At 42.6% G+C, this 21,403-nt stretch carries 22 protein-coding genes; 15 read left to right on the top strand and 7 right to left on the bottom strand.

The window, feature by feature from the left end; genetic code table 11:
• Nucleotides 1-21 precede the first annotated feature (21 nt).
• From KUG37_RS10575 to KUG37_RS10535, 9 genes are all read left to right on the top strand, one after another.
• Nucleotides 22-414: an ATP synthase subunit I gene (locus KUG37_RS10575; protein WP_216935957.1), complete on the top strand. Its 393-nt coding sequence runs from the start codon at nt 22-24 to the stop codon at nt 412-414.
• A 110-nt stretch (nt 415-524) separates the two neighbouring features.
• Complete coding sequence (atpB, locus tag KUG37_RS10570) at nt 525-1,400, top strand: F0F1 ATP synthase subunit A (protein WP_216935959.1); 876 nt, start codon at nt 525-527, stop codon at nt 1,398-1,400.
• An 86-nt stretch (nt 1,401-1,486) separates the two neighbouring features.
• Entirely contained in the window at nt 1,487-1,732 is a 246-nt protein-coding gene (atpE, locus tag KUG37_RS10565; RefSeq protein WP_000424060.1) for a F0F1 ATP synthase subunit C, read from the top strand.
• Between the two features lie 39 nt (nt 1,733-1,771).
• Nucleotides 1,772-2,242: a F0F1 ATP synthase subunit B gene (locus KUG37_RS10560; RefSeq protein ID WP_216935961.1), complete on the top strand. Its 471-nt coding sequence runs from the start codon at nt 1,772-1,774 to the stop codon at nt 2,240-2,242.
• Between the two features lie 12 nt (nt 2,243-2,254).
• Entirely contained in the window at nt 2,255-2,791 is a 537-nt protein-coding gene (locus KUG37_RS10555; protein WP_216935963.1) for a F0F1 ATP synthase subunit delta, read from the top strand.
• A gap of 43 nt (nt 2,792-2,834) precedes the next feature.
• Nucleotides 2,835-4,379 carry a F0F1 ATP synthase subunit alpha gene (atpA, locus tag KUG37_RS10550; protein ID WP_216935965.1) on the top strand — a complete coding sequence of 515 codons (1,545 nt, stop codon included), beginning with the start codon at nt 2,835-2,837 and terminating at the stop codon, nt 4,377-4,379.
• An 89-nt stretch (nt 4,380-4,468) separates the two neighbouring features.
• Entirely contained in the window at nt 4,469-5,338 is an 870-nt protein-coding gene (atpG, locus tag KUG37_RS10545) for a F0F1 ATP synthase subunit gamma (RefSeq protein ID WP_004280996.1), read from the top strand.
• 27 nt (nt 5,339-5,365) lie between these two features.
• Nucleotides 5,366-6,760 (top strand): F0F1 ATP synthase subunit beta, encoded by a 1,395-nt coding sequence (gene atpD / locus KUG37_RS10540; RefSeq protein ID WP_216935967.1) that lies wholly within the window; start codon nt 5,366-5,368, stop codon nt 6,758-6,760.
• A gap of 27 nt (nt 6,761-6,787) precedes the next feature.
• A complete protein-coding gene (locus KUG37_RS10535) occupies nt 6,788-7,207 on the top strand; it encodes a F0F1 ATP synthase subunit epsilon (RefSeq protein ID WP_216935969.1) in 420 nt (139 codons plus the stop codon).
• A 44-nt stretch (nt 7,208-7,251) separates the two neighbouring features.
• Here KUG37_RS10535 and KUG37_RS10530 read toward each other — a convergent pair whose 3' ends face one another.
• Entirely contained in the window at nt 7,252-7,959 is a 708-nt protein-coding gene (locus KUG37_RS10530; protein ID WP_216935971.1) for a hypothetical protein, read from the bottom strand.
• Nucleotides 7,960-8,357: 398 nt separating this feature from the next.
• Between KUG37_RS10530 and KUG37_RS10525 the strand changes: the two genes are divergently transcribed.
• Both KUG37_RS10525 and adhP read left to right on the top strand, forming a co-directional pair.
• Nucleotides 8,358-9,734 carry an NAD-dependent succinate-semialdehyde dehydrogenase gene (locus KUG37_RS10525; protein WP_216935973.1) on the top strand — a complete coding sequence of 459 codons (1,377 nt, stop codon included), beginning with the start codon at nt 8,358-8,360 and terminating at the stop codon, nt 9,732-9,734.
• A gap of 400 nt (nt 9,735-10,134) precedes the next feature.
• Nucleotides 10,135-11,166, top strand: a complete 1,032-nt coding sequence (gene adhP / locus KUG37_RS10520; protein WP_216935975.1) for an alcohol dehydrogenase AdhP — start codon at nt 10,135-10,137, stop codon at nt 11,164-11,166.
• A gap of 79 nt (nt 11,167-11,245) precedes the next feature.
• Here the strand turns inward: adhP and KUG37_RS10515 are convergent, their stop codons facing one another.
• The 3 genes from KUG37_RS10515 to KUG37_RS10505 form a co-directional block, all read right to left on the bottom strand.
• Nucleotides 11,246-11,836, bottom strand: coding sequence for a hypothetical protein (locus tag KUG37_RS10515; RefSeq protein WP_216935977.1), 591 nt, complete (start codon nt 11,834-11,836; stop codon nt 11,246-11,248).
• 146 nt (nt 11,837-11,982) lie between these two features.
• Nucleotides 11,983-12,360: an RcnB family protein gene (locus KUG37_RS10510; RefSeq protein ID WP_216935979.1), complete on the bottom strand. Its 378-nt coding sequence runs from the start codon at nt 12,358-12,360 to the stop codon at nt 11,983-11,985.
• A 209-nt stretch (nt 12,361-12,569) separates the two neighbouring features.
• On the bottom strand, nt 12,570-13,115 hold the full coding sequence (locus KUG37_RS10505; protein WP_216935981.1) for a glutathione peroxidase: 546 nt from the start codon (nt 13,113-13,115) through the stop codon (nt 12,570-12,572).
• Between the two features lie 191 nt (nt 13,116-13,306).
• Between KUG37_RS10505 and KUG37_RS10500 the strand changes: the two genes are divergently transcribed.
• Entirely contained in the window at nt 13,307-14,215 is a 909-nt protein-coding gene (locus KUG37_RS10500; RefSeq protein WP_216935983.1) for a DMT family transporter, read from the top strand.
• A gap of 431 nt (nt 14,216-14,646) precedes the next feature.
• On the opposite strand, the gene KUG37_RS10495 is transcribed toward KUG37_RS10500, so the two are convergent.
• Genes KUG37_RS10495 through KUG37_RS10485 form a run of 3 tightly spaced genes read right to left on the bottom strand, consistent with a single transcriptional unit; the run spans nt 14,647 to nt 17,611 of the window.
• Nucleotides 14,647-15,216: an L-threonylcarbamoyladenylate synthase gene (locus tag KUG37_RS10495; RefSeq protein ID WP_216940421.1), complete on the bottom strand. Its 570-nt coding sequence runs from the start codon at nt 15,214-15,216 to the stop codon at nt 14,647-14,649.
• 41 nt (nt 15,217-15,257) lie between these two features.
• Nucleotides 15,258-16,397, bottom strand: coding sequence for a DNA-processing protein DprA (gene dprA / locus KUG37_RS10490; RefSeq protein WP_216935988.1), 1,140 nt, complete (start codon nt 16,395-16,397; stop codon nt 15,258-15,260).
• 59 nt (nt 16,398-16,456) lie between these two features.
• Nucleotides 16,457-17,611, bottom strand: coding sequence for a LysM peptidoglycan-binding domain-containing protein (locus tag KUG37_RS10485; RefSeq protein ID WP_216935990.1), 1,155 nt, complete (start codon nt 17,609-17,611; stop codon nt 16,457-16,459).
• A 120-nt stretch (nt 17,612-17,731) separates the two neighbouring features.
• Between KUG37_RS10485 and def the strand changes: the two genes are divergently transcribed.
• From def to KUG37_RS10470, 3 genes are all read left to right on the top strand, one after another.
• Nucleotides 17,732-18,262, top strand: coding sequence for a peptide deformylase (gene def, locus KUG37_RS10480; RefSeq protein WP_216935992.1), 531 nt, complete (start codon nt 17,732-17,734; stop codon nt 18,260-18,262).
• Between the two features lie 93 nt (nt 18,263-18,355).
• On the top strand, nt 18,356-18,772 hold the full coding sequence (locus KUG37_RS10475; RefSeq protein WP_216935994.1) for a DUF2946 family protein: 417 nt from the start codon (nt 18,356-18,358) through the stop codon (nt 18,770-18,772).
• Between the two features lie 70 nt (nt 18,773-18,842).
• Nucleotides 18,843-20,873, top strand: coding sequence for a TonB-dependent copper receptor (locus KUG37_RS10470; RefSeq protein ID WP_216940419.1), 2,031 nt, complete (start codon nt 18,843-18,845; stop codon nt 20,871-20,873).
• Nucleotides 20,874-21,403: the final 530 nt, after the last annotated feature.

Here is a 21,403-nt window from a genome sequence, read left to right as displayed (position 1 = left end):
ATTGCTGTGAGTGAATAAATAATGAGCCGAACTAGTCGCTTGATTGACCGACGATTAGCGAAAGCTTTGGTCCTCCTGCAAGCTTGTATGATCCCTGTTTCAGCCTTGATCGGCTGGGTCGTGAAAGACTCAACCGCAGCCTTGAGTGCAGCATTAGGTGCATTTGTATGTTGGCTCGCGACTTGTTATTTTTCGTGGCAATCGTTTCGAGCAGCAGGAGCCCGCGCGTCTAAACAAGTTCTTTCGAACATGTATAAAGGCTTGATGGGAAAGTTTGCTATCGTGATTGTTAGTTTCATTTTAATTTTTAGCAATGTCGAGCCGTTGTCAGCGGTGGCGTTGTTTTGTGGTTTTATACTTGTTCAAGCCATGTCGTGGGTCGCTCCGTTTTGGGCGTCACGTCTACAAAAATGAGTATAAGCGCAACAAGAAATTGAAAAGTTTTTCAGGAGCAGGCGAGATATCAAGCAGCACGCGATATTCGTTTGTTCTATTAGTTTTTTGACATTGACCAGGTGTGATTTATGGCTGCTGAAGAACATGCCCTTACTTCGACCGAGTATATCAAGCATCACTTGACCAACATGACTTATGGCAAGATGCCTGACGGTACATGGAAATTGGCCGAGAGCGGTGCTGAAGCTCAACAGATGGGGTTCACTGCTATTCACTTGGATTCAATGGGTTGGTCTATCGGACTTGGTCTGATTTTCTGTTTGCTGTTCTGGTTGGTTGCGAAAGCGGCTAATGCTGGTGTTCCTACCAAGTTCCAGTCAGCGATTGAAATGATTATCGAGTTTGTGGATTCAAGTGTACGTGATACCTTCCACGGGAAGTCTCGATTAATTGCACCCTTGGCATTAACCATTTTCGTGTGGATTTTCCTCATGAACTTGATGGATTTAATCCCTGTTGACTTTATTCCTTATGTAGCTCAACACGCGATTGCTTCTATGCTGGGTGTAGACCCTCATCAGGTTTACTTTAAAATTGTTCCGACTACAGATCCAAACATTACCCTAGGTATGTCTATTTCTGTATTCTTCTTAATTATTTTCTATAGTATTCGTGAGAAAGGGATTGGTGGCTTTGTTGGTGAGTTAGCACTTAACCCATTTAACCCAAGTAACCCAGTTGCTAAAGTGCTTTTGATTCCATTCAACTTATTGTTGGAATTGACTACTTTCTTGGCGCGACCGGTTTCATTGGCTCTACGACTGTTCGGTAACATGTATGCGGGTGAGTTAATCTTCATTCTTATCGCGTTATTACCGTTCTGGATCCAGTGGGCGTTGTCTGTGCCTTGGGCGATTTTCCACATTTTGATTATTACGCTACAAGCATTCATTTTCATGATGTTGACGATTGTGTACATGAGTATGGCAAGCGAAAAGCATTAATGGTATTGCCTGACTGTCATACGGATGGTTGGGCACACAATTTTTTAACTTAAATTTGGTATAAACCTAACCTCTGAGGAATTATCATGGAACTCACTTTAGGTCTAGTTGCAATTGCATCTGCTATCTTGATCGCTTTCGGTGCTTTAGGTACTGCGATTGGTTTTGGTCTTCTAGGCGGCCGTTTCCTTGAAGCTGTAGCTCGTCAACCAGAATTAGCTCCACAACTTCAAACTCGTATGTTCTTAATCGCGGGTCTTCTTGATGCTGTGCCTATGATCGGTGTTGGTATTGGCTTGTTCTTCATCTTCGCTAATCCATTTGTAGGTTAATCAGCTTAATTCCGAAATTCATTATTTGAGGAATTTGCAATGAATATCAACCTCACATTGTTTGGCCAAGCGATTGCATTTGCGATTTTTGTCGCATTCTGTATGAAGTTTGTATGGCCACCACTAATCAATGCGATTAGTGAACGTCAGCGTCGTATCGCTGATGGCTTAAATGCTGCTGAAAAAGCGAAGGCTGACCTTGCAGATGCGCAAGCACAAGTGAAAGCTGAGTTAGATGCGGCAAAAGCACAAGCGGCTCAATTGATTGAACAAGCGAACCGTCGTGGTGCACAATTGATCGAAGAAGCGCGTACTCAGGCAGCTGCTGAAGGTGAGCGTATTCGTCAACAGGCTAAAGAAGCTGTTGATACCGAAATCAATTCTGCTCGCGAAGAATTACGTCAACAAGTGGCTGCTCTTGCAGTGACTGGTGCTGAGAAAATTCTTAGCCAGCAAGTTGATGCAGAAGCTCACAATGCCATGCTGATTCAGCTGGCTGCTAAACTTTAAGAGAGGCGGATTATGGCTGAACTCTTGACGTTGGCACGCCCTTACGCAAAAGCAGCATTTGCTTACGCTTCTGAGCAGGGTGCAACTGACTCTTGGTCAACTGCACTTGAATTGCTCAGTGCTGCGGTGCAAGACGAAGCATTTTCAGCTTATCTAAATCGCCCAGAGCTTACACCTGCTGAGCAGGTGTCTCTTTTTGCTAAAGTTTTAGGTGAAGACCAAACTGCAGCAGTGTCTAATTTCTTGGCATTGCTTGCTGAAAACAACCGTTTGGAACTTCTTCCTGAAATTGCTGCAGAATATGAACAGCTCAAATCACAGAATAACAATACTGTGGATGTTGTGATTGAATCAGCATTCCCATTGACTTCTGTCCAAGAACAATTGCTTGCAGATGCGTTGAAAAAACGCTTTAACGCAGCAGTGAATGTTTCTGTGGAAGTGAAACCAGAGCTTATTGCTGGTGTAGTTATTCGTGCAGGCGACCAAGTGATAGATGATTCTGCACTTAATAAGCTTGAAAAAATGCGTACTCGTCTTCTTGCTTAATAAATAAGAAGACTGAACTTTAAAAAGATTGAGGTATAGCGCAATGCAACAACTGAATCCATCCGAGATCAGTGCGCTCATTAAACAGCGTATCGGCGATCTGGACACCAGCGCAACCGCTAAGAACGAAGGAACCATTGTTATGGTTTCCGACGGTATTGTGCGTATTCACGGCTTAGCTGACGCTATGTACGGTGAAATGATCGAATTCGACGGCGGCCTTTACGGTATGGCACTGAACCTAGAACAGGATTCAGTGGGCGTCGTTGTTTTAGGTAACTACTTGAACCTTCAAGAAGGTCAAAAAGCGCGTTGCACAGGTCGTGTATTAGAAGTTCCGGTTGGTCCAGAACTTTTAGGCCGTGTAGTAGATGCTTTGGGTAGCCCGATTGATGGTAAAGGCCCGATCGATGCTAAATTAACTGATGCTGTTGAAAAAGTAGCACCAGGCGTAATTTGGCGTCAATCAGTGGATCAACCTGTACAAACTGGTTATAAATCAGTAGATACAATGATCCCAGTCGGCCGTGGTCAGCGTGAGTTGATCATTGGTGACCGTCAAACTGGTAAAACAGCAATGGCGATCGATGCGATCATCGCTCAGAAAAACTCTGGCATTAAATGTGTATACGTAGCAATCGGTCAAAAACAATCGACTATCGCTAACGTAGTACGCAAGCTGGAAGAAACTGGCGCTATGGCGTATACCACTGTTGTCGCAGCAGGTGCATCTGATCCAGCAGCAATGCTGTATTTGGCTCCGTACTCTGGCTGTACAATGGGTGAATACTACCGTGACCGTGGTGAAGACGCGTTAATCATTTATGATGACTTGTCTAAGCAAGCTGTTGCGTATCGTCAAATTTCATTGCTTTTACGCCGTCCACCAGGTCGTGAAGCGTATCCAGGTGACGTGTTCTATCTACATTCACGTCTACTTGAACGTGCTTCTCGTGTATCTGCTGCCTACGTTGAGAAATTCACTAACGGTGAAGTTAAAGGCCAAACTGGTTCATTAACTGCATTGCCGATTATTGAAACTCAAGCGGGTGACGTATCTGCATTCGTACCAACCAACGTAATTTCGATTACTGATGGTCAGATCTTCCTTGAAACATCATTATTCAACGCAGGTATTCGTCCTGCTGTGAACGCGGGTATCTCTGTATCTCGTGTTGGTGGTTCAGCGCAAACCAAGATCATCAAGAAATTGTCTGGTGGTATCCGTACTGCTTTGGCGCAATACCGTGAATTGGCAGCATTTGCTCAGTTCGCTTCTGACCTTGACGAAGCAACTCGTAAGCAACTTGAACATGGTCAACGTGTAACTGAGTTAATGAAGCAAAAACAATATGCTCCATACTCAATTGCTGACCAGGCTGTTTCAGTTTATGCATCTAACGAAGGCTACATGGCTGACGTAGACGTTAAGAAAATCGTAGACTTTGATGCTGCGTTGATTTCTTACTTCCGTTCAGAACATGCTGCGTTAATGCAACAAATCGATGCCTCTGGTGATTACAACAAAGACATCGAAGCTGCAATCAAAGCAGGTATTGAAAGCTTTAAAGCGACTCAAACTTACTAATTTCAACCTCTGTTGAATTTAGTGTCGGTTTGGTTCACGGAATCAACCTTCGGAAGCTCGCAAGGGCTTTCGAATACTAGGTTAAGCGTATGGCAAATTTAAAAGAAATTCGCGCCAAAGTAGCTAGTATCAAGAGCACGCAAAAGATTACTCGAGCGATGCAAATGGTAGCAGCTTCTAAGATGCGTCGTGCGCAAGAGCGCATGGCTCAAGGCCGTCCGTATGCCGAAAATATGCACCGTGTAATTGCTCATTTGGTCCAAGCGAATCCTGAATACAAACACCGTTATATGGTTGAACGTCCTGTAAAGCGCGTTGGCTATATCATTGTTTCTTCAGATCGTGGCCTTGCTGGTGGTTTGAACATTAACCTGTTCAAGAAAGTGGTTAAACACGTTCAACAGCAACAAGAGCAGTCAATTGAAGTTCAATTTGCTTTAATTGGTCAAAAAGCGGTTTCGTTTTTTAAAAACTACGGCGGTAAAGTACTGGGTGCAACGACGCAAGTCGGCGATACTCCAAGTCTTGAGCAGTTATCTGGTTCTGTACAGGTGATGTTGGATGCTTATGATAAAGGCGAGTTAGATCGTATTTATCTGGTGTCAAACGGCTTTGTCAATGCCATGACTCAAAATCAAAAGATCGAACAACTTGTTCCTTTGGCTGCTGCTGAAGAAGACAAGACTCTTAACCGTCAATACGGTTGGGATTATATCTACGAGCCTGAAGCTGAAGAGCTTTTAAATGGTTTGTTGGTTCGCTATATCGAGTCTGTGGTGTATCAAGGCGTGATTGAAAACATCGCGTGTGAGCAGTCTGCACGTATGGTCGCTATGAAAGCAGCGACAGACAACGCAGGCGAGATCATTAAGAGCCTACAACTTATTTATAACAAGCTGCGTCAAGCCGCGATTACTCAGGAAATTTCTGAGATCGTTGGTGGTGCCGCTGCCGTTTAACATATATTTTGAATTGAGGAGACAGCAATGAATAGCGGTCGTATCATTCAGATCATCGGCGCGGTTATCGACGTCGAGTTTGAACGCAATAGCGTTCCTAAGATCTATGACGCTCTCCAAGTAGATGGTACTGAAACTACTTTAGAAGTTCAGCAACAGCTTGGTGATGGCGTAGTTCGTACTATTGCAATGGGTTCTACTGAAGGCCTTAAGCGTGGTTTGAACGTAGTTAACACTGGTGCGCCGATTTCTGTACCTGTAGGTACAGCGACTCTAGGCCGTATCATGGACGTTCTTGGTCGCCCAATCGACGAAGCTGGTCCTGTTGCGACTGAAGCACGTTTACCGATTCACCGCGCAGCGCCTTCTTATGCTGAACAAGCGGCTTCTACTGATCTTTTGGAAACTGGTATTAAAGTCATCGACTTACTATGCCCGTTTGCGAAAGGTGGTAAAGTTGGTCTGTTCGGTGGTGCCGGTGTTGGTAAAACTGTAAACATGATGGAATTGATCAACAACATCGCGAAAGCTCACTCAGGTTTATCTGTGTTTGCTGGTGTTGGTGAGCGTACTCGTGAAGGTAATGACTTCTATCACGAAATGAAAGATTCTAACGTTCTAGACAAAGTAGCAATGGTCTACGGTCAGATGAACGAGCCACCGGGTAACCGTTTACGCGTAGCGTTGACTGGTTTGACCATGGCTGAATATTTCCGTGACGAGAAAGACGAAAACGGTAAAGGCCGTGACGTACTATTGTTCGTAGATAACATCTATCGTTATACACTAGCGGGTACTGAAGTATCAGCACTTCTAGGCCGTATGCCATCTGCAGTAGGTTACCAGCCTACACTTGCAGAAGAGATGGGTGTTCTTCAAGAACGTATTACATCGACTAAGTCTGGTTCTATTACGTCTATCCAAGCGGTATACGTACCTGCCGATGACTTAACAGATCCATCGCCTGCGACAACGTTTGCTCACTTAGACGCAACTGTTGTATTGAGCCGTGATATCGCATCATCTGGTATTTACCCAGCGATCGATCCACTAGACTCAACTTCACGCCAACTTGATCCATTAGTAGTTGGTGCTGAGCATTACGAAATTGCTCGTTCAGTTCAAAACGTTCTTCAACGTTATAAAGAATTGAAAGACATTATCGCAATTCTTGGTATGGACGAGCTTGCTGAAGAAGATAAACTGGTTGTTTACCGTGCGCGTAAAATCCAGCGTTTCTTCTCTCAACCGTTCCACGTAGCTGAAGTATTTACTGGTGCTCCTGGTAAATTAGTATCTCTTAAAGAAACGATTCGTGGCTTTAAAGGTCTTCTCGCTGGTGAATACGATCATATCCCAGAACAAGCGTTCTACATGGTTGGTGGTATTGACGAAGTTATTGCTAAAGCCGAGAAACTTTAATTAGCGACTCTAATTTAGGAGATTCTCATGGCGACTATGCAATGTGATGTTGTAAGTGTTCAGGAGTCTTTGTACTCAGGCACTGTAACGATGCTAATTGCAAAAGGTGCTGGCGGTGAGTTGGGTATTATGCCTGGCCATGCTCCGCTGGTAACTTTGCTCCAACCTGGCGCAATCCGCGTTATTTTGGAAAACGGTACAGAAGAGTTGATCTATGTATCTGGTGGTGTTCTAGAAGTTCAACCGCACGTTGTTACGGTTCTTGCAGATACTGCAATCCGTGCTGACAACTTAGATGAAGCTGCAATTCTTGAAGCGCGTAAACACGCTGAAAGCTTGCTTGCCAATCAAAAGAGCGATTTGGATTCTGCTGCTGCATTGGCTGCTCTTGCAGAAACTGCTGCACAGCTGGAAACGATCCGAAAAATCAAAAACCGCGCTCAATAAGAGACGGTTCGAGATTGAAAAGACCACCCGAAAGGGTGGTTTTTTTATGGGAGAAAATTCTTAATATTATTTGTCAAAGAAACAAAGCTATCTGATGTGGTTACGACAGTGCTAATAATTAATAAATATTCTTTCCAGATAGTGCTTTGAGCATCTTTTAAAAAATCTTCGTAATTCTTGTTAGTAAAAGCATGCCCAATTGATTCATCAAGTATTTCGATTAAACCCTCATTACCATAAATTTGATAATGATCAATTGCTTCAATAATTTTACGAAGTTGCTTAATTAGAAATGCCCTTACATTTGGTGCCAAATCATTATTTACAATAAATTCTTCTATCAAAGCTTCGGATTTTTGTTTAATAGAAATCATTTGATCTTTATCTAAATTTTTTTGATTCCCATGTATTATGTTCCAAAGACGAATTTGTGACCCTATAAAGTTTTTAACATGAGGAAATAATGAATTAACGTCTAGTGTAAATAGGTCAATATTTTCTGAAAGAGGAAAATTTAGAATTTTGATAACGTCATTAGCCCAAGAATGATCAAGTTCTGGTTGATCTATTTCTATAACATCTGAGAGTTTATATACATGATTTGATAAATGTATTCGTAATTTATTTATTTCATGATCGCTTATATTATTTAAATTAAATGCCTCAACAAAGAAACTACTAATTGAACGATGTTTATTGTTAATATTTTGGGCCTTATCTAAAAAATTATAAATGATTTGAGGTGTATTCATTTTTACTAAGTATATCTGACAGCTATTAGGATAATTTTACATTCAAAGTTTTCTAAAACAATGAATTAATAGAAAAAAGCTCTGTTTCCTATAATCTTTATATTAAATATTTCATCAAAGCCTTCATCTAAATTTGGAACTTAAAGTTCTTATAGGTTGTTCGAGCGCTCACTTCAGCAACATTAGCTTTATTAGCATTTATTGTAAAACGTACAATTTGTACCACTCGATATAACGTTTACCCACTCTCAGTAATGTTTTGAACCAATCTGTAAGCAGATGCACGCCATAAAAAAATCAATGATAAGTTAAATGATACGTACAAATATAAGCTCGTTTGAGTCCAAGTTAGCAGGTCGAGAACAAGCAAAACTTATAATTTGAAGAAAGGGAAAATCATGGCGTATCAATCAATTAACCCATTTACCAATCAAAAATTAAAAGATTATCCATCTCATAGCGACCAAGATATTCAAAAAGCACTCGATAGTGCAGAACAGATTTTAAAATCAGAATGGTCAAAGCAGGCTGATTTAAGAGTCGACGTATTAAAGAACATGGCCACGCTTTTAAGAGAGAAAAAGCCTGAACTGGCCAAGCTCATGACTCAAGATATGGGCAAACTGATTAAGCAGAGTGAAGGTGAAATCGAAACCTGCGCCAAAATTGCAGAATATTATGCCGATCATGCCAAAGAATTTTTAGCGCCAGCCTCTTATGAAACCGATCTCGGTGAAGCCTGGGTGGAGCATCATCCACTGGGTATTATCATGGCGGTTGAACCGTGGAATTTCCCGTTTTATCAGCTGATGCGGGTTTTTGCCCCCAACTGTGCAATTGGTAATCCGGTTCTGGCAAAACATGCGGGCATTGTGCCGCAATGTGCCGAAGCGTTTGAAAAGCTGGTATTAGAAGCTGGCGCACCCAAAGGTGTCTGGACCAATCTGTTTATTAGTTCCGATCAGGTTAAAGATGTAATCGCAGATAAGCGTGTGCGTGGTGTGGCATTGACTGGTTCAGAAGGTGCAGGTAGTGTGGTGGCTGAACAGGCAGGGAAACATCTTAAAAAATCTACACTGGAACTGGGTGGTAATGATGTGTTCATCGTACTCGATGATGCAGATCTGGAACGTGCGATTAAGTTGGGCTGTCAGGCGCGGGTCAATAATGCCGGCCAAGTCTGTACGGCGGCAAAACGATTTATTTTGCATGAAAAAATTGCCGAGCAATTCAAAGCCGGTATGCTCAAAGCCTTTGAACAATTGAAACTGGGTGATCCGCTTGATCCTGAAACAATGTTAGGGCCACTTTCTTCAAAAGATGCGTTGCAGAAATTGACCGGACAGGTGGAAAAAGCGGTAGCGCAAGGGGCGACTGTGGTCACCGGCGGCAAAGCTGTAGAACATCAAGGCAATTTCTTTGAACCGACCATTTTGGAAAATATCAGCCGAGATAATGAGGCCTGGTATGAAGAATTCTTTGGCCCGGTGGCGCAAATCTATGTAGCGAAGAATGATGATGAAATTGTCGAAATCGCCAATGATTCTAATTATGGCTTAGGTGGCGTGATTCATGCGCAAGATATTGAGCGTGCTAAAAAACTGGCGTCACGAGTGGAAACCGGCATGATCTGGATTAACTGGTTTACCGATAGCACGCCAGAGTTGCCCTTTGGCGGAATTAAAAATTCCGGTTATGGACATGAACTCTCAATTGATGGATTTAAAGAGTTTGTACAAAAGAAACTGGTGGTCGTCAAAAGCCCGAAAAAATAAGCCCAATATCCAATTAGAAAGTCACTGTTGAAGTGGCTTTTTTAAATTAATATTGATTAAAATCATTCTGATTTGATTAATAGCGCCTCATTATAAAGATACAGATTTAAGAAAATGCAGGCTAAAATCTGGAGCTAACTGATTTTAATGAAAATATTGTATCTGCTAATAGAGTGAATTCGATTAAAGCCTTATTATTCTTATATTTATGTGCAAATCCAAATATTTATTTGGAGCTAGTCGAGCATAATTTAAAAATAACAGTCAAGAGAATTTTAAGAATTTGTAAAAGATGGAGGAGAAATACAATTCTATTATTGTTGCGGTTTTTCTATTGTTTATAGTTAAGGAAATTATTCAAAAATAATCTGAAATTATAATAATAGAAGAGAGAATTAAGATGCCAACAACAATGAAAGCAGCGGTCGTAACTGCATTTAACCAACCCTTAGAAATCCAAGAACTCAACATCCCTCAAGTTAGCCCGGGCAAAGTCCTGGTCAAGATCATTGCTACTGGTGTTTGTCATACCGATCTGCATGCCATGCATGGCGACTGGCCTGTGCAACCGAGCTTACCTTTTATTCCCGGGCATGAGGGAGTAGGAGAAGTGATTGAAATAGGTGAAGGCATTGACCATTTAAAAATAGGAGATATTGTCGGTATTCCATGGCTGTATTCGGCTTGTGGCCATTGTGAATATTGTTATGCTGGCTGGGAAACACTGTGTAGAAAGCAGCAAAACTCAGGGTATTCGGTCAATGGCAGCTTTGCTGAATATTGTCTGGCCGATGGGGATTATGTAGGAGTGATCCCGGAGGGGGTAGACTTGCTTGAAATTGCACCTATTCTCTGTGCAGGCGTCACAGTCTATAAAGGTCTGAAAATGGCCGATGCCAAAGCAGGAGACTGGATGGCAATTTCTGGCATTGGCGGTTTAGGTCATATCGCTGTTCAATATGCCAAAACCATGGGATTTAATGTCATTGCCATAGATATAGATGACTCAAAACTGGAACTGGCAAAAAATCTGGGTGCTGATGTAGCTGTGAATGCACTGAAATCTGATGTGAAAGAAGAAGTGATGAAAGCCACCGGAGAAGGTTGTCATGGGGTGTTGGTGACTGCAGTCTCTCCCAAAGCTTTTGAACAGGCAGTCTCGATCGTGCGTCGGGGGGGCACTATGGTATTAAATGGTTTACCGCCAGGCACGTTTGACTTGTCGATTTTTGACATGGTACTTGACGGCATTACCGTGCGCGGTTCGATAGTGGGTACACGCCTGGATCTCAAGGAAGCATTGGATATTGCTGCCCGGGGCAAGGTCAAGGCACATATTAATGTTGAGCCACTAGAAAATATCAATGATATTTTCCAGCGTATGGAGCAGGGGAAAATTGATGGCCGGATCGTGATCGATATGCGACTTTAATTCCTTATTGCGGTGCAATAAAAAAACCAATCTGCTTCTTGCTAGATTGGTTTTTTTAATCAAAGGGATGTAATGATTTTTAACCTTGTTCCTGCTCGGGATTCTGGATTAACAAGCCTGCCAGTTTGACCATTTCGGCTTGAACATTAACCATCTGAGATTCAATCTTTTTTAAGTCTACTTGGCTGAAATCCACCTGACCGTTCAAGAGGGGAGAAGCCAGAGCTTGCTGGTTCGCAGTCATAATATTGTTACGAATCTGGTCAATTTCCTGGCTTTTTAAGTTTAGGCCAGTCAGTGCCTGATTAAACCCGGTCAGTTGTTGTTTCAGGGTTTTGGCAGTGGTTTGTAGCTGCTGTTGGTCTTTATCATTGATTGCAGTTTCTAAATCAGTTTGAGTCTGCTTGAGCTGTTCCACATAATCGCCAGCTTTCAGCTGCATGTCTGCAACGTCACGCACGATATAAAACATGTTGCCGCTTTTCAGTTCAGCCTTAGATGTTTCTGTTGAATCTTTTGCTGATTCTGAAACCTGTGCAGATACTTCGCTTGATTGTGAAGTTTGGTCTTCCGTTGAATCAGGAGAGTTGGCTTGCTCGCAACCAATCAACAAAATGCCCGCACTAAACATCACAAAAGGAGAAACCACATTTTGGATGAATTTTTTCATAACCAATTCATATCTTTACTTTAATTCTGCCTAATATAAGGGTGAAATATGTAGAAAAAAATGATTGTTGCAAAGCGATAACAAATTTATTTTCAGGTATTAAAAAAGAGCACCGAAGTACTCTTTTTTCACCGAGATTGTTGGGATTAGCCAGCAATGATTTTGATAATGTTATGATTCATGGCATTGGTTAAAATATAATCACCATTCACTTTGATCCATTGCTGATTTTTACCAGGTTTACTCAATTTTTTAAATTTTTTGTGATCCACTTTGTAGCTTTGACCATAGTATTGACTTGGTACTTTTTGCCCTACTCTCCAATCATGCGAAGGATTAACCGCTTTTTTATGTAAAGCATTATGGTGTTGCTGAACAGGTGCTTTATGGTGATTTTGAACAGGTTGGTGGCCATGTTGCTGGTGATGTTGTTGTGGATTATGATCTTGTGGGGCAGCCATTGCAGGTGCAGCAACTAAAGCAGTAGAGAATGATAAAACAATTGCTTTGACTAGAGTATTCATACTTCACCTTGTGTTCATGGCGGTTGGTTTATGCGTTCACTATATTGCTAAGTAATTGATAAATCGCGGATGAAGTGTTGTTGAATAATTAAAATAAAGGATGAAATATGAAGTAGGGAAGGTAGATTTTCATTAATTTAAATTAATGTTTTTAATTTGAAAAAGTAAGCATCTACATTATGTGTAGATGCTTATATGACTTTTATGGATTATTTGGCAAGTTCTGCATTCACGGCATCAACAATGCGTGCATCATCTGCAGTAATGTCCGGTGCGAAACGCGCCACCACTTCACCCTCTTTATTCACTAGGAATTTTTCAAAGTTCCACAGCACTTCAGGTTTAGGATTTGGGGTTAAACCATAATCAACCAGATCTTTCCACCACGGACCTTCACCAATACGTTCTGGTATGGCTTGAGTCAAGGTTTGATAAAGCGGGTGCTTATCTTCACCGGCAACCGAAATTTTAGAAAATAGCGGAAAATCCACTTGGTAATTGAGTGAACAGAATTCCTGAATTTCTTCGTCAGAACCCGGTTCCTGAGCCAAGAAATTGTTAGCCGGAAAACCTAAAATCTCAAGTCCTTGGTCTTTCTTTTCCTTATACAGTTTTTCCAAACCTTCATATTGTGGGGTAAGACCACACTTTGATGCAGTATTTACAATGAGCAAAACTTTGCCTTGATATTGGTTCAGTGTGATGTCATTGCCTTGAATGGTTTTGACCGGAATGTCATATACAGAGCGAGTCATTAGATTTCCTGTTTATTGCGACTGAATCGGTATTTGTTTTAACGGGTATTCGGTTGCAGTACAAGTAGTAACAGGTGAGCGCATTTACTTAAAGCTGTAAATTGCCTCAATATTATGTGAAAAATCTATTATGCTAGAATGCGCGAATAGGCACAGCTGAATAACAAGACCAGCGACTCATGGATGAAGGTATGACACAGCAACAAAAGGTAGTCTGGTGGGCAATGGCTTTGCCACTGGCAGCGGTTTTGATTTGGTCTCTGAATATGACGGTCACCCGTTATGTGGCAGATTATATTTCTCCCATCAGTATCAGTTTTTACCGCTGGGCCTTGGCATTATTGATTTTAACCCCATTCATGCTGCCCCGAGTCAAAGCCGCCTGGCCGCAGATCCGGCCACACCTCGGGCATTTTGCCATTTTAAGTGCGTTGGGAATGGTGCTGTATCAGGGGTTGGCCTACAGCTCAGCACACTATACCACTGCGACTAATATGGGCCTGATCAATGCCTTTATTCCTATTTTTACCATTATTGTCGGAATTTTCATTTTAAAAATTCGTCCCACCCAAGCTGCGGTGCTGGGCAGTATATTGTCTTTTCTAGGCCTGATGTATGTCATGGCACAAGGACAGGGCTTGCAGTTTTTAAGTGTGGGTGAAAGCTATATCGGCGATCTGCTGATGTTAATTGCGGTATTTTTCTATGCCTGCTATGGCGTATTGCTGAAAAAATGGCAGATTCAGATTCCACTCTTACTGAGTCTGTATGTCCAGATTTTTATAGCCTTTCTTTATCATATTCCTTTGGTACTTTATTTAGGTCTGGACAGCATCAATAGCGATAATGCGGCCAGTATTATTTATGCGGGCATTTTTCCTTCTATTGCCGCACCCTTGTTCTGGATGATGGCGGTACAGCAACTGGGTCCCAACCGCAGCAGTATTTTTATGAACCTGATGCCGGTCTTTACCGCAGTGGTGGCGTATTTATGGCTGGGCGAAGCCTGGACCATGTATCACAGTATTGGTGGCGGTATCATTTTACTGGGCGTTTTATGGGCGCAATACCCCGGGAGAAGCCAGGTAATAAGAGAGTAAATCAGTTTTTAAAAACCTTAATTGTTTAAATATTGATCAGTCGAACGGGTATTTTTAATAGAAATCACCTGTTAAATATGAATTTTCAACTGAGAAAATAAATAGAAAATTATCGCTTTATTTTAAAAACAGAATGGAATGAGCAAGATATTTTGAATAGTGGTTAAAAGTTGTTGGTTGTTAATAGTTAATATGTATTATTCGATTGTTTTATTGTACTTGTTGTTATACCCGGTTTCTTTCATAATGCGCCCATCGAGAATGATCAAGCAAAATAATCCTTGTTTTATCAGACTCCCAGAGATTTTCTGAACCCTCTGGATGTGATTTATGCACATCCTTTTTATGCTCAACCATCCCTATATGGCTGAGCTTTTTTTTGTCTTAAAACTTTAGTCGGGCTTGAGTGTTCCGGCTAAATTTGACAGGACTCAGTCACGAATAACTGCACCACTTACCGCATCAATAATCCGGCTCGGTTGCTGGCTTAAACCAAGATCGCCATTCAGATAATTCAGCTTTTGATCAAAATAGCGGATTGCTTCCTGAAGTGAACGGGCAGGTTCCATACCGGCAGGATTGGCACTGGTTGAAACAATAAAACCCCCAAAAGCCTGACACAATGCCACGCAGAGTGGGTGATTCGTTACCCGGACAGCCACTTTGGGATGTTGACCTTTAATCCAGTCAGGAATTTCTTTATGGGCGGGAAGTAGCCAGGTAGTGGCGCGTTCAGCGGGTCTGTCATTGCTCCAGGATGCAATCACTTTTTCACGTATTTCTTCGGTCAAATCCTGCAACAGATGTTCTACCTGTGAAAGATGCGCTGCCAGCAGAATCACGCCTTTTTCAATCGGACGCTGCTTCAATTCTAAAATCTGATGAAATGCCTGTTCATTATACGGGTCGCAACCCAAGCCCCAAACAGCCTCTGTGGGATATGCCAAGACTTGTCCGTCTTTAAGCCATGCTGCTGCTTCGGCAACAGAGGTAGTGATCATGTGAATACCTTATATCAAACAACAAAGCGCTATTGTGAACCTTATTTAAGAATACGACAACGTAGATACAGACCGGCCTGCTGGGTACAAAACCCGAGTAATTCGAGTTCCATCAGTTGGCTGGTCAGAGCAGACACCTCCTGTTGCAACTGCGTACCCAACTGATCCAGGCTCTGTCCCACCCAGTCCAGCTGATTATAAAGACTGAGCAGATGCGGTGGAATCTGCGGCGATTCTGTTTCAGCAATTTCTCGTCTGGTGGTGTTTTCCAAAGCTTGCCACTGTGTGGCCAGTGCCAGTTCTTCTATCACCTGCTGCGGGTGGTCAATCAGGATCGCGCCTTCACGAATCAGTTGATGGCAGCCCTGATGATGGTCGCTGTAAATATGTCCCGGAATGGCAAAAACAGTTTTGCCTTGCTCAGCCGCCAGTTTGGCGGTAATGAGGGAACCACTTTTTAACGCAGCTTCTGCCACAATGACGCCTAGGCTTAAACCGCTGACTATTCGGTTACGTCGTGGAAAATGGTGTTGCAAAGGAAGCGTATCTGGCAAAAATTCACTGATAACAGCACCGTCATGCTCAATAATTTGCTGGCGCAGTGACTGGTGTTGTGACGGGTAAGTTTGATCCAGACCAGTGGCCATCACCGCAATAGTCCCTTGATGCTGTAGAGCAGCCCGATGCGCAGCTTCATCAATGCCATGGGCCAGACCGCTATTGATATAAAAACCCTGTTCACTTAAATAAAAAGCAAAATCATAGGCCACTTGCCGGCCATGCGGGCTGGGCTTGCGACTACCCACAATCGCAATCTGTGCCTGAAGCAGGGTATCGGGTTTACCCTGACCAAAAATGATCGGTGGTTTATCTGCATAAGGATGTAACTGCTGCGGATAATGCGGGTCGCTGTGCAACAAAATAAAATCGCTATCCTGCTGGATCTGCTGCAGACAACGCTGAAATTTCTGTTGTGCTTCCGGTAGATGTAACTCTTTTAAGCGCTGCACATGATTGGCATGAATGCCGAGCGCCTGCCAGACGGGTACTTGGTCCGGCTGAATGGCATTCTCCAGTTCGGCATAGTGTTGACTGATTTTATGGAAACTCGAAAGAGAATGCTGAACCAGATACCATAACGTAATTGTTTCCAGTTGCGCGCGTGATAACGGGTTCAGCATATTGAGACCTATAATATGGGTGTCTTCTTATTATTGAGTTTTTTACTTAGACAAATATTTTATTCATCTAAAAGGGGTGGTTGAATCCCTGCACCAATCTTGATGGGTAATTCACTTTCCAGCACATAGGCATAGCTTAATTGATCGAAGGCTTTAAAGACCATCACCTGACCAATACGCTCACCTGGTAATTGCACACGTTCTTTAGTCTTCGGATCAGTCACTACTTCACCTTTCTGGTTTACACTAAAGACATGACCCGTCTGAACTCCATGTGTCGTACCACGGTCAATGGTAACTACACTATGACGTGCTGCTGTACCAATCGACCCCAGTACACGCACAATCTGACCACCAGACACAATATTTTCTGCATTGGTTGGATAGAACAGAGTCGGTAACATCGGGTCGTATTCAGCTAATACGCGGTCACCACGACGCACTTCTGCATTGTAACTGTCAGTCAGTTCAAGTGTGGTCACATCACCTTCGCTACGTACTGCAATACCAGATGCCACCTGTTGCAGCTCGAGTGCAGCAGTATATTTCTTGCCATTCGCATCCGTAAATACATAAGGTTCAGCTTCACGATAAACGGCATAGCGTTGACCCACGACCAGACCGTTACCACGTACATACACTTTTTGGCCTTTGCCTGCCAGTACTCGCTGATCTGCAGTTCCAAGAATGTACGGGGTGCCTTGAACTGAACCAGGTGCCATCAAGGTATAGCGTTCTAGCCATTGCTTGATATGTTCTAATGGAATCACTGGAATGGTATTGTTTAAAGATTCAACCCGAATCTGAGGTTGCAAAGAGGTGCTGCCCAGATAGCGGCTGATAATACCTTCACAACCATCACCTTCATCTTTACCAATAATCGGACGGCCCTGGTAATCACACATTAACAGGCGGTCGCCCGGGAAAATCCAGTGCGGATTTTTCACGTGCTTGTTGCTGGCCCAGATTTCTGGCCAGCGCACCGGATTTTTCAGGAAGCGTTTTGAGATATCCCAAAGCGTATCACCTTTTTTCACCACATAAACGTTCGGTGCATTGGCTTTCAATGCTGGTGGATTGACGTTGCGTGCAGGTGCTGCTTCGGCAGAATGAATGGTCCCCATACTGACGCCAACACAGACGGCAAGTGCCAGCATCTGATTTTTAAACCCCAAGGCACTAAAAAATGGCATGCCTTTCAAAACCTTTTTCATTATCATAATTCCTAAAATTATGTGCGTAGTTGCGTTATAATAACGATCTTACACACATTTTTTTGATGAAGCATTCCCTTCATTTGGTTTTTTGATCAATGGCATAATTGAGGACGCAGTATGGCCTTATTACCTATTTTAAGTTTCCCGGATCCCCGTCTTCGTACCATTGCACAACCTGTCGAAGAAGTGACTGATGAAATTCGTCAGCTCGCTGCAGATATGTTTGAAACCATGTATGAAGCACCAGGTATCGGACTTGCCGCGACTCAGGTGGATCGTCATATTCAGCTGATTGTTATGGATCTGTCTGAAAATAAAGATCAACCGATGGTGTTTATTAACCCCAAAATCACACCATTGACTGAAGAAACGCAGCCCTACGAAGAAGGCTGTCTATCAGTTCCTCAAATATACGATAAAGTTGATCGTCCGTCACGTGTAAAAATTCACGCAATTAATCTGGAAGGTCAAGCATTTGAGCTAGAGGCTGACGGACTTCTCGCTGTGTGCATCCAACATGAAATGGATCACTTAAATGGTAAATTGTTTGTCGATTATTTATCGCCTTTGAAACGTCAACGTGCACGTGAAAAAGTTGAAAAGCTGGTACGCCAGCGTAATAAAGAAAAAGTTGCGATTAAACGCTAGGATCTACTTCTTTAGTCCATTTTCATGATTAACAAAGCCCAATTGTGATTGGGCTTTGTTATACTGGGCGCGAGCACATTTTAGGGTTGATCTGTGTTGTTACGAGGTGGGCTGCTACTGGCATGTGCAGCTGTGTTTCTACAGATTGCTGTATTTTTACAGCCTTTGTTACCGCTGCAATATCAGGTTGCGCCGGTCTGTGAAACCATCACGCGTGCACTTTTTATAAGCACAGATACCCACGCCCATCATCATAGTGCTGCCGAACATGCCACGCCGTCTGTACAGGCGATGCATACTTCACATGACCATCATGATGCCAATCATCAGTGTCAGTACTGTACTGTCTACGCAAATCTGGTGTTGCCACCTGACCTGGACATCAAGCAGGTACTTGATCGGATTCATGTACGTTTAATTGCTTATCAAAAAACCTTCAAGCATGTCTGGTTTGTTCTACAGCAACTTTTCTTAATTCCTCAGGGGCGAGCGCCACCACTATCTGCATAAATCTGCATTTTTCAGTTTGGGTCTTGATTGACTCAAGCCGTGCTTAGTTTTTGTATTTAGTGAGATAAAAATGGCTCAGCCTCAATTTTTTTTACAGCCTCTTGCGGCTGCGATTTGTGTTGCTTGTTATTCTTCGGTGGTGATGGCCAGTGATGCTATCCCGGTACAGACGTTGGCCCCGATTGTTGTGACCTCGGCAGCAGGCAATGATGCCAACGGACTGATTGTCCGCGCAGATCCTAAACAGCCGATCCAACCCATTCCTGCTAGTGATGGTGCTGATTATCTGCAAAGTATTGTGGGTTTTAGTTCAGTCAATAGTGGGGCTGGAACCAATGGGGATGTAACCTTCCGCGGTATGTTTGGTTCAAGGATTAAAATCCTGACCGATGGCACGGAAAACCTGGGTGCCTGTCCAAGCCGGATGGATTCGACAACCTCTTATATTTCACCGGAAAGTTATGATCAGATCTCGGTAATTAAAGGCCCGCAAACGGTTCAGTATGCCAATACCGGCTCTGCTGCAACGGTTATTTTCGAACGTACTCCGGAACAGTTTGATGCAGATCATCACTATCGCGGTCAGGCCAGTGTCTTGATGGGTTCCTTTGGACGTCTTGATCATAATGTCGAAGTCGCAGCAGGTGATGCGCAGAAATATATCCGGCTGAATACCAACCGTTCGGTATCGAATAGCTATCAAGATGGTGATGGTACGACTGTGCCTTCAGATTGGGAGCGCTGGAATGCGGATCTGGCTTTGGGATGGACGCCGGATGCAGATACCTGGGTAGAGCTGACCGGGGGCAAGGCAGATGGTGAAGCTGTGTATGCCGGCCGTGCAATGGATGGTTCCAAGTTTGCCCGTGAAAGTCTGGGTTTGCGTGTTGAAAAGAGAAATGTTGCCGATGTGATCAAGAAAATTGAAGCGCAGGTGAACTACAATTTTAATGACCATGTCATGGATAACTATAGTCTGCGCGAATTCAAGCCAGGCGGTATGATGAGTATGCCTATGGCCACCAATGTGGCGCGTAAAACATTGAATGCTCGTATGGCAATGACCAATGAATGGGATAGGCTACAGCTGATTACCGGTGTCGATAGCCAGAATAATCAACATACCAAACGTAACGGAAATCTGATGACACCATATCAAGATAAGCCCCGTACTAAAGATATGGAATTCCAGTCGATTGGTGGTTTTGGTGAGCTGAGTTATCAGGTTAGTGATAATAATAAGCTGGTTTCTGGGCTGCGTCTGGATCAGGTCAAAGTAGAAGCAGTCGAGTCAAACCAGGAGCGTAAAGAAACTTTACCAAGCGCTTTTTTGCGTTTTGAAAATCATCATCCAGATCATGATGATGGCAAGACCTATATTGGGCTTGGTTATGTCGAACGTATGCCGGATTACTGGGAGCTGTTTAGCCCAAAATCAGGCAATGGTAATCCAAATACCTTTAAGAGCATAGATACTGAAAAAACTTTACAGCTTGATATTGGGTACCAGCATGAACATGGTAATTTCAGTTCATGGGCATCTGCATATGCTGGCGTGATCAATGATTACATCCTCACGACTTACTTGCCAACAGGCAATATGGGAATGCTAGAGGCACATAGCCGAAATGTAGATGCGACAATAGCAGGAGCAGAAGTCGGAATCGGGTATCAGTTTACTGATGCGATTCAAGCTGAGGTGAGTGCGATGTATGCCTGGGGTGAAAATACCACTGATAATACGCCGTTGCCACAGATTTCACCTTTAGAGACTCGGGTGAATTTACGTTATATCCAGGATAACTATACTTTGGGTGCTTACTGGCGTTTGGTGGATGGCCAAAACCGGATTAGTGAGCGTGAAGGAAATATTGTTGGTTATGATCTTAAGAAAAGTGCAGGTTTTGGTACTCTATCTTTAAATGGTACATATCATGTGAACGACAGCATGGATCTTTCTGTGGGTGTCGATAACGTACTGGATCGCACCTATGCCGAGCATTTAAACAAGATGGGCAGTTCCGGTTTTGGATTTGCTGCTAATGAGCAATTTAATAATATCGGACGGAATTACTGGGCAAGAATCAGTATGAAATTCTAATTGTTGTCCACTATTTTAAAAAAGCCATTGCTAAGAGCAGTGGCTTTTTAATTTTTCACTTTGGAATTTATTTAATCCCATTTAAATAGACCGTCTATCTGTGGACAGAAGACCAAATAAAATAAATTTCGTGTATATAAACGCCAGCTTGGTGAAGAATAATACAAGAATTGAATACACCTTAAGCAATAAGAATAATGTGATCAATACTTTTTTTAAATAAATTTAATTAAAACAATGTTTTATGGTTGTTTTAGTGGTATTTTTTATCTCAGGTACATAAAAATAAAAAATAATTAAAATAATTTTTTTATAAAAAACAATTGTTTATGTTTTTGTCGGTTTATAAAATAAACACACGATAAAAAACTTTTGCAAGAAGTGTTGCAAGCCCTCTGAAATACTGTAGAATGCACATCCATCGGCGGTGATGAAGATTAAAACTTCTGATAAAACAGCAACTTAGCACGAAGTGTTGAGATTGGGTTTTAGCAGGAAAGTTTAAAAATAGTCTGCATTACTGGTTGACT

The sequence above is a fragment of the Acinetobacter sp. BY419 genome (assembly GCF_019038395.1).
Lineage (GTDB): Bacteria > Pseudomonadota > Gammaproteobacteria > Pseudomonadales > Moraxellaceae > Acinetobacter.
Note: the sequence above shows the minus strand (reverse complement) of the source record. Positions and strands in the feature narration are given on the sequence as shown.